This window comes from Desulfogranum marinum (genome assembly GCF_016918565.1).
Lineage (GTDB): Bacteria > Desulfobacterota > Desulfobulbia > Desulfobulbales > Desulfobulbaceae > Desulfogranum > Desulfogranum marinum.
The window spans coordinates 1-7,745 of the sequence record NZ_JAFFQD010000081.1; the positions used below are offsets into that span (position 1 = coordinate 1).

Here is a 7,745-nt window from a genome sequence, read left to right on the forward strand (position 1 = left end):
CCCTGTTTTTATATTATTTTTTGGCAAAAACAATATATCAGAGAGTAAAAGGCTTTTCTCGTTAATTATGCGTTTTTATTAAAAAAGTGAGGGGCTTTGGTTGCCCTAGCCAACCCCGAAACTTGAGTTAATGGCTCTACTTAGTCGACCAATGGGACCTCAATCGCCAGGAGTTGCGCTTTACTTTGAGCTACAATTGGGTAGGTTTCGCCGTCTACTATCCCCAATCCATCACGCCTTTTAACAGCATTACCGTCTATGTTGACACTGCCTTCGATGACAAAGAAGTAAACACCATTCTTTTTGTCATTTTTCTCATAGATCACCTGTTTTTCAGCCTCAATATCAGCTAGTGAAAACCAGGCATCCTGGTTGATCAATACCGTTTCTTCCGAATTTTCTGGTGCTACAAGAAGCTGGAACCTGTTTTTTCTATTACCTTCATCAAAAAATTTCTGATCATACCTTGGGGTAATGTCCCTTTCTTTTGGCAGCACCCAGATTTGAAGAAAATTTACATCTTCTGAAGATGAGTCATTGTACTCCGAGTGGGTTATGCCTCTTCCTGCCGACATAATCTGGACTTCACCTGTAGATATGATATGCTTGTTGCCCATACTGTCTTGATGTCGTAAAGCCCCTGAAAGAGGAATAGAAATTATCTCCATGTTTTCATGAGGATGAGTTCCAAATCCCATTGATGGCGTGACGATGTCATCGTTAAGCACTCGCAATAATCCAAAATTCATGCTCTCAGGGTTGTAGTAATCGGCAAAACTAAAAGTGTGTCTGCTTTTTAGCCAACCATGATCAGACAGTCCTCTTGATTGATTTTCGTGATACATTGGTTTCATTATATTCTCCTGTATGGTGAGCGGTTATATTTCATAAAATCTACTATTATTTCGATGTCGAAATATGTGAATAAGAAAATAGGCGCGTTTATTTAAACTTTCTTAATACATTCGACAGAATATCTTTTTCTTCATCACTAAGAAACTCAAACGCCTTTGCTACAATTTCTGCATGCCTGGGAAACACCCTGGCAATTAACTCTCTACCTGATTCCGTAAGATATACTGTCACCCTGCGCCTATCTTCCTCTGTCCTTTTGCGCAAAACCAAAGTCTTTCTCTCGAGGCTATCAACCACTGTCGTTAAATTCGCGTTACTCTTTAGAATTTTCTCTCCTAACTCACTCTGAGAGAGTGGCCCGAGATGATAAAGCGCCTCAAGTACCCCAAATTGACTGACAGTTAGGTTATCATCTCTTAGATGCCCATGGATTTTGCTTGTTATCAGATTGGCAGCGCGCATGAGTTTGACATAAACACTTAGTGCGTCTCGTTGATTTTTAGGCAGCCTATTGTATTTCATATTAACCTCTGCATTTATTTCGACATCGAATAATTAAACTTAAAATTATATCTCCCGTTCCCTTGAGTCAAGTCCCAGATTACAAAAATCATTGACTCATATGAGATTAAATTATTCCCCTTCAGGAAGCAGATGCCTTAATCTACCGGCACTAATGAAATTAAAGAAACACCCAAAACAGTAAGCTCCCTACAAATAAATCTGTTGGAAAAATGATGATTGAGGACGGCTATCCTGTGCCCGACGTACGCACTTTGCCATCCATGCGAGGGGTAACATTGCCGAAACGAAGCTAACTAATTTCACTTTATACTTAAACGAAAGGTGCTTTCTGTCGCTCTAAAGATGAGAGGGTGTGGATGGAGAGTCGGCGCTAACCTTGGCTGTGATGGTGGTCAATGGCAGCGCTACTGCTTCGACAGCAGTTACACTTCGTGGTTTAATACCGACGATTCGTGCATCAACGAGTTGGTACTCTGTATTACTACCTTGACGATTAAGATCACCAGCATAGTAAACAACATCTCCAGGTTTAAACGTATTCACATCCTCACCAGTGGCAACGACTTCACCAACAGTATCCCAGGCGAGTACCTTATAATTGCCATCGATTCCTGCCATCCGAGTACGGATTGTATAGTCCACAGGATTAACAGCAATGGCCTGCACCTTAACCAGCAGTTCGCGTCCGGTTGCAATGGGTTGTTCAAGCTCAATATCTTGTAATGATTTTATATCGTTGATTGGTAACGACTTTATGGATTTCTGATTACCCATGAAACTCAGCCATTTTTTTTTGGACTCGGGAGACAGATTAAATTTCTCAGTACTGAGGTAGGGGACTGATTTTTTTTCATGGTTTTTTATGAAAATCAATCTGTCTCCCGGGTTTAAAAGAGAAATAAAATCAGTCCTCTGTCTGTTTCGGTAGATAATTGGCTGAATTTTGTACGTAATCAGATTATGGATTTTATTGAAACCGACAAACTTACCATGTGGGATTTTAATGAAAAAATCCTTAAAGTTGATGTTGATATTTATACTAAAACACATCGAGGACTTGATTGCCGGTTGGTAAGAATTGGTAGCAGATTTCAACCCAACCAGGTTGCCTGCTTGTCAACGGCAATTTTGATAGCAAAAGAAATGAATCAAAACATATGATTTTGCGCGGTCAAATTTGACAAACCTCCAGCCAATTTCTTATAATTATGGCAGCAGTGATAGATATTAAATAATTTCTCTTCAATGAAGTAACAGGGAGGAGACATGCCATTTACAATTAAAAGAGTTCAGTATTTTTATACAATGGTCAGGGACCAGCCTGGAGAGGCGTATGAATTACTCAATATGTTGGCTGAAATGGGGATAAATCAACTCGCTTTTTCTGTCATACCATTTGGACCGAATTCGACCCAGTTAGCAATTTTCCCTGAAGATCCTTTAAAGTTAATCCATGAGGCAAAATTGTCTGATATGAACATTGACGGCCCTCATCATGCCCTCTTAATCCAAGGGGATGATGAGTTGGGAGCTTTAGCTCAGATCCACCTACGATTGCATGAAGCAAATATCAACGTCTATGCTACAAGCGGTGTCACAGATGGACGCGGGAGTTACGGATATCTTGTTTATGTAAAGGAGGATGATTACGAAAGAGCAGCCCAAACTCTCGAAGTGTGAATCGTTGCTGCATTATTCTTCCCCGCAGTTTCCCGATAGCGTACTTGGCAGGGAAAATATAAAACAAAGATTGCCGCTGCGTAACTTTATAAATATAAACGTATTTTTGGCTTTAGCTGTGCCGGTGTTTAGATTTTAGATCAGAAAATCCGGTAATGTCCATACGAACCTTGAACCTTATCTACATCTATAAACGTACGCAGCTACCTGACTGCTAAGATGCTTATTTTCAATTCAGCTTTCTCTTGCCTTCTCCTTAAACATTTACACCAGACTGAAAAAACCTTTTTTCAAGTAATTGCATGTTGGCTTAGGTGCCTCATAGTTCGCGCATCCTGAAATATTGATTTTCCTCTGTGGCTTCTGTTTGATTCTTTAAAGCTGCTATTCAATACATGGTAAAGAATTCTCAGATACCTCAAATGTGATGCACATAAACATTCTTCGACCAGGAAAGCGTGAGGTTTTGACATTGCCGGATCGAAAGTATCAGTATTTTCCCGATACGCCAATTTTGCATAATTCCTGCTCACCAAAACCGTCGCTAATTTCCAACACGGCTGTTTTGTCGTACTCCGAGGTAACGATCCTTGATCACTCAGACCTGTGCCAATAGTAAAACATCGCGTGAATTCCTTTTAATTGAGCTGCCTGATAATTCGACAATTCTTCAGATCCCAGCCCCTCTATCTGTTCCGGAGTTGGTAAGTAACCATCCTTTTCCTCTGTTATCTCCCAACTGGCGGACTTAAGAAAACGAACTGCAATGTCTCTTGCTTCATTTAATTCGGTTGAAAGCACCCACATGTGAACGACTGCCCTGGAAACGTGGGCAATCATAGGGTTTTCGTGCTGTGGCTCGACTTCAAAAATAAAGTAATACGAATCCATACCAGACCTGATTTTTTTTCCAGCCTCTGCATATAGCAGGGCATTATAATGGAAGTTGTCAAAAATGTTGTCCGCCTCAATAAACAACAAAATACCGCCTCTATTTGCTCGGTTAAAGGAAGCGGCAGGGGCACAAGGGCGATGGAGGCAGATCTTTGCTTGACTCATCTCGCTTATACAATGCCACTGGAAGCGGATTTTTCTATAGTCAAAATATCTATAAATAACGCCTTATGCAAAGGAGAGATGTTAACTGGATGTAAGGCGAAATAAATGAGTATTATCCTCCTAAGCTTTTTCCGTGGAAAGGGCAACGCGGTTCTCTGCCTAGCCGAAATGGCGTATGTCAGGTGACGAGCCAAGCTTGGGATGTGTGGCTGGTTGGAAACAACAGATGATCCTGTTTTCTTTCCAGCCTCCAGACAGCAACTACTCCAGAGCCTTTTCAATGGCCATTTTAAACCGGGTTGAGGAGAAAGGGCGGCAGCAAGCAGTGCAGGACTTTCCCGGTGTTTTGAAGTGACTGAGTTTTTCAGTAATTTTGGAGCCGCATTTAGGGCAGGTAACGGTGATTATCTTATCTTCTTGCATGGTAGTGACCTCATAGTAAAAGAAAGAATTAAAAACCTACTCTATAGAAGCACACCAACTCCACTCCGGTCAACAGGAAATATCCTGTTGGTGCCTGAGCAAAAGCGCGGCCTCCTGCCAACATCTTTATCCGAGCAGATTCACTATAAAGCGTGATCCCTTTTTTGAAAGAAATGTCTTTCGTACCGCTATTCCCCGCCCTTTTGCTTGCCATAGCCCACCAGCGCCCCTGGGCACCAAGAGCGCTACAACAAGGAAAAGTTTGCCTTCTTTTAGCCGCAGAGTTATCATTTAACCTTCTAAACTTACGAAACAAGTACGGCAGCTGCTACCCCAACATCAAAATTTTACCGTTTCCTGGAAGGCTCTCAACCATGTCAGAGATACGAACCGGTCGCCAAAAGTATTACAATATTTTTGCTCACTTTTATGATTTTTTTATCAAAATCCATTCCGGCCATCACGGAGACGAGACTCGTAAATTTCTGGTGCGTTCTGCCCAGATAGACAATGCAAACCAAGCCAAAATACTGGATATCTGTTGCGGTACCGGATCAGTTATTCTTTCTTTTGCAGAAAAGTATTCTGATGTCCTGGCAATCGGTTATGATTTTTCCGGTGGCATGCTGCACAGAGCAAAACAAAAAGATGTGGCTCATAAAATCATTCTCACCCAGGGAGATGCTGCAAATTTGCCATATATCGATGACTGCTTTGATGTTGTCTGCTGTTCTCATGCGTTGTATGAACTGAGAGGGCAGGTAAGGACAAATGCCCTTATGGAAATGAAACGCGTTGTAAAGGCAGACGGCAAAGTTCTGATTATGGAGCATGAAGTCCCCAAAAATCCAATTGTGAAAATGATGTTTTATATGAGAATGCTGATGATGGGCTCGTCTGACTCTAGAGAATTTCTAAAACAGGATCTCACTCCGTACAAAAAAATATTCAGCCAAGTCAACTTATCGCATACTCCTTCCGGAAAAAGCAAACTTGTCACCTGCCGTAAGAGTTCGCCACACATTGATGGCAAATAAAAAGGGAAACGCAGTACACCGCCGCGTTTTCCCTATTAAGTTAGCTACTATGTATGCTAACCATTGAATTTAAAACAATCGCAATCATACAAAACCAGTAACGTATATTGGCTACGTTTTTCTCTGCGTCCTACCCTTTGGGGCCATATACACAAGGATAGCAATGATCAAATTAATGCATAATCGGTTTCGCTGGCCTATCGCCTTATGTCTACTTTTCATCTCTACCGGAATGGCCTTTGCCCTTGGCACGGGGAATGCTCAAGCACCGGCTACAGCATACACCCATACTGATGCTCTCCTACTGGTGGCCTATATTTTGATGGCGCTGGTGTTTTCTTTTCTCTGTTCTGTTGCAGAAGCGGTTCTTTTAAGCATTACGCCTTCTTATATTGTGGGGTTACAGCAAGATAAGCCGAAGCTGGCGGCTCTGTTGACACGATTAAAGCAGAAGAATGTTGACCAATCACTAGCAGCGATCCTAACCTTGAACACCATAGCCCATACGGTCGGCGCAATTGGTTCCGGGGCCAAAGCCACAATCGTCTTCGGTAGTACCTGGTTCGGTCTGTTTTCAGCAATCATGACGTTGCTAATCCTCTTTCTTTCCGAAATCATCCCCAAAACCTTAGGTGCTGTTTACTGGAGAAAACTAGTCGGTCCGACCGCTATTTTTGTGCGCAGTCTGATCCTCCTCCTTTATCCTCTGATCTGGATTTCAGAAAAACTGACCAAATTGATTGCCCATGGAAAGGAGCTGCATGTTTTTAGTCGAAAAGAATTTATTGCCATGGCAAAAATCGGGGAACTTGCGGGACAAATTAGAGAACGTGAATCAGGAATTATCCGCAATCTTTTCCGTTTTGATTCGATACACGCTAAAGATATTATGACCCCTAGTACAGTAATTGTTTCGCTCCAGCAGGATATGACAGTTACCGAAGCACTGGATTTAAAATCACACACCCCATTCTCTCGCCTGCCGTTATATAGAAATGGCCTTGATGACATTACAGGGTTTATTTTAAAAACCGATATGTTGATATCAAATGCACAGGCACAAAAAGAGGTCAAGCTTGCAAGCCTAAAGCGCGACATAATGACCGTTTCCGGCGAAATGCCGTTATCAGACCTGCTGGAATTTTTTCTCGATCATCGGCAACACATTGCTCTGGTTGTAGACGAATACGGAGGCACTATAGGTTTGGTGACACTTGAGGATATCGTAGAAACACTATTGGGGATGGAAATTGTAGATGAAACTGACAAGGTAGAAGATATGCAAGTGCTGGCGCGACGACAATGGGAAAAACGTGCAAAAGCGATCGGGCTGCAACTTGACACTTCCCAAAAAATACCGAATAATCCACATTCGCCGCCGAGCACCGATACCCCTAATCCTTGAACTCACTCTTACTCTTGCCGCACCAGATACAAGGTGCGTTGTCCTATGTTAAATAAACTCTACAATCGTCATAAAACAAATCAAAGAGTTACCAACCCCGTGAGTAGTTACCTTTCAGCAAAGCAATGAATACAAGCCCTCCGACGACAACCAAGCTTTTTTACCGATAAAGACTTTTTTCTTCCGTTATTTCAGCTAGAAAAACTAATAGGCTGACTTGACTAGCTTCATTTTGGGGCATAAAATTATACTATAAGCCAAATGAGAAATTGAAAAAGACAAAGCTCAACCTGTCGTGAGGCAGGGGCGGAAAGCCTAGGATCTTTTTAAGAAAGCCGGGTTGCCTTTAACAAGGCAATTCGGCTTTTTTTATTGCCTTGTATATTTTGGAAAGAAGTCCATAGTGACGACCACCAACAACAAATACATGAGGGAGATAAAGCAATGGCACTCTATGCATTTGATGGTACGTGGAATGAAGACGAAAAAGGCGAAGGAAAAGATACAAACGTTATTAAATTTTACAATGCCTTTCAAGGACCTAAATTTTACCTCGAAGGTGTGGGCACTCGCCTGGGTTTTATCGGCAAATTGCTTGGCGGAATGGCTGGTGCAGGTGGTTGGTTTCGTATTAACCTGAAAGTCGTTTAAAGCGTACACTACTTGGCACCTATCCCCAGGTACTCCAAGAACAGTTTGTCTCTAGCCACTGATTCTGTTGACCATCGATAGTCTGCCATAGCCGTCTGAACCCTGGTGGT

At 42.1% G+C, this 7,745-nt stretch carries 9 protein-coding genes, 1 pseudogene and 1 riboswitch; of the genes and pseudogenes, 6 read left to right on the forward strand and 4 right to left on the reverse strand.

The window, feature by feature from the left end:
• Positions 1–140: 140 nt before the first annotated feature.
• The 3 genes and pseudogenes from JWH17_RS22390 to JWH17_RS22400 form a co-directional block, all read right to left on the reverse strand.
• Positions 141–854: a pirin family protein gene (locus JWH17_RS22390; RefSeq protein WP_205224931.1), complete on the reverse strand. Its 714-nt coding sequence runs from the start codon at positions 852–854 to the stop codon at positions 141–143.
• Between the two features lie 88 nt (positions 855–942).
• Positions 943–1,377, reverse strand: a complete 435-nt coding sequence (locus JWH17_RS22395; RefSeq protein ID WP_205224932.1) for a MarR family winged helix-turn-helix transcriptional regulator — start codon at positions 1,375–1,377, stop codon at positions 943–945.
• A 381-nt stretch (positions 1,378–1,758) separates the two neighbouring features.
• A pseudogene (locus tag JWH17_RS22400) lies at positions 1,759–2,154 on the reverse strand (alcohol dehydrogenase catalytic domain-containing protein); the annotation flags it as partial.
• A 186-nt stretch (positions 2,155–2,340) separates the two neighbouring features.
• Here JWH17_RS22400 and JWH17_RS22405 point away from each other — a divergent pair.
• Both JWH17_RS22405 and JWH17_RS22410 read left to right on the forward strand, forming a co-directional pair.
• Complete coding sequence (locus tag JWH17_RS22405; RefSeq protein WP_205224934.1) at positions 2,341–2,541, forward strand: hypothetical protein; 201 nt, start codon at positions 2,341–2,343, stop codon at positions 2,539–2,541.
• A gap of 105 nt (positions 2,542–2,646) precedes the next feature.
• Positions 2,647–3,060, forward strand: coding sequence for a hypothetical protein (locus JWH17_RS22410; protein WP_205224935.1), 414 nt, complete (start codon positions 2,647–2,649; stop codon positions 3,058–3,060).
• A 594-nt stretch (positions 3,061–3,654) separates the two neighbouring features.
• On the opposite strand, the gene JWH17_RS22415 is transcribed toward JWH17_RS22410, so the two are convergent.
• Positions 3,655–4,119, reverse strand: coding sequence for a hypothetical protein (locus tag JWH17_RS22415; protein WP_205224936.1), 465 nt, complete (start codon positions 4,117–4,119; stop codon positions 3,655–3,657).
• Between the two features lie 175 nt (positions 4,120–4,294).
• Here JWH17_RS22415 and JWH17_RS22420 point away from each other — a divergent pair, with 175 nt between their 5' ends.
• The 4 genes from JWH17_RS22420 (at position 4,295) to JWH17_RS22435 (ending at position 7,635) form a co-directional block, all read left to right on the forward strand.
• Entirely contained in the window at positions 4,295–4,474 is a 180-nt protein-coding gene (locus tag JWH17_RS22420; RefSeq protein ID WP_205224937.1) for a hypothetical protein, read from the forward strand.
• 442 nt (positions 4,475–4,916) lie between these two features.
• Entirely contained in the window at positions 4,917–5,579 is a 663-nt protein-coding gene (locus tag JWH17_RS22425) for a class I SAM-dependent methyltransferase (protein WP_205224938.1), read from the forward strand.
• A gap of 163 nt (positions 5,580–5,742) precedes the next feature.
• Positions 5,743–6,984: a hemolysin family protein gene (locus JWH17_RS22430; RefSeq protein ID WP_232371263.1), complete on the forward strand. Its 1,242-nt coding sequence runs from the start codon at positions 5,743–5,745 to the stop codon at positions 6,982–6,984.
• Positions 6,985–7,257: 273 nt separating this feature from the next.
• Positions 7,258–7,332: riboswitch (cyclic di-GMP riboswitch) on the forward strand.
• A 96-nt stretch (positions 7,333–7,428) separates the two neighbouring features.
• Complete coding sequence (locus tag JWH17_RS22435) at positions 7,429–7,635, forward strand: DUF2235 domain-containing protein (protein ID WP_205224939.1); 207 nt, start codon at positions 7,429–7,431, stop codon at positions 7,633–7,635.
• The last annotated feature ends 110 nt before the right edge of the window (positions 7,636–7,745 follow it).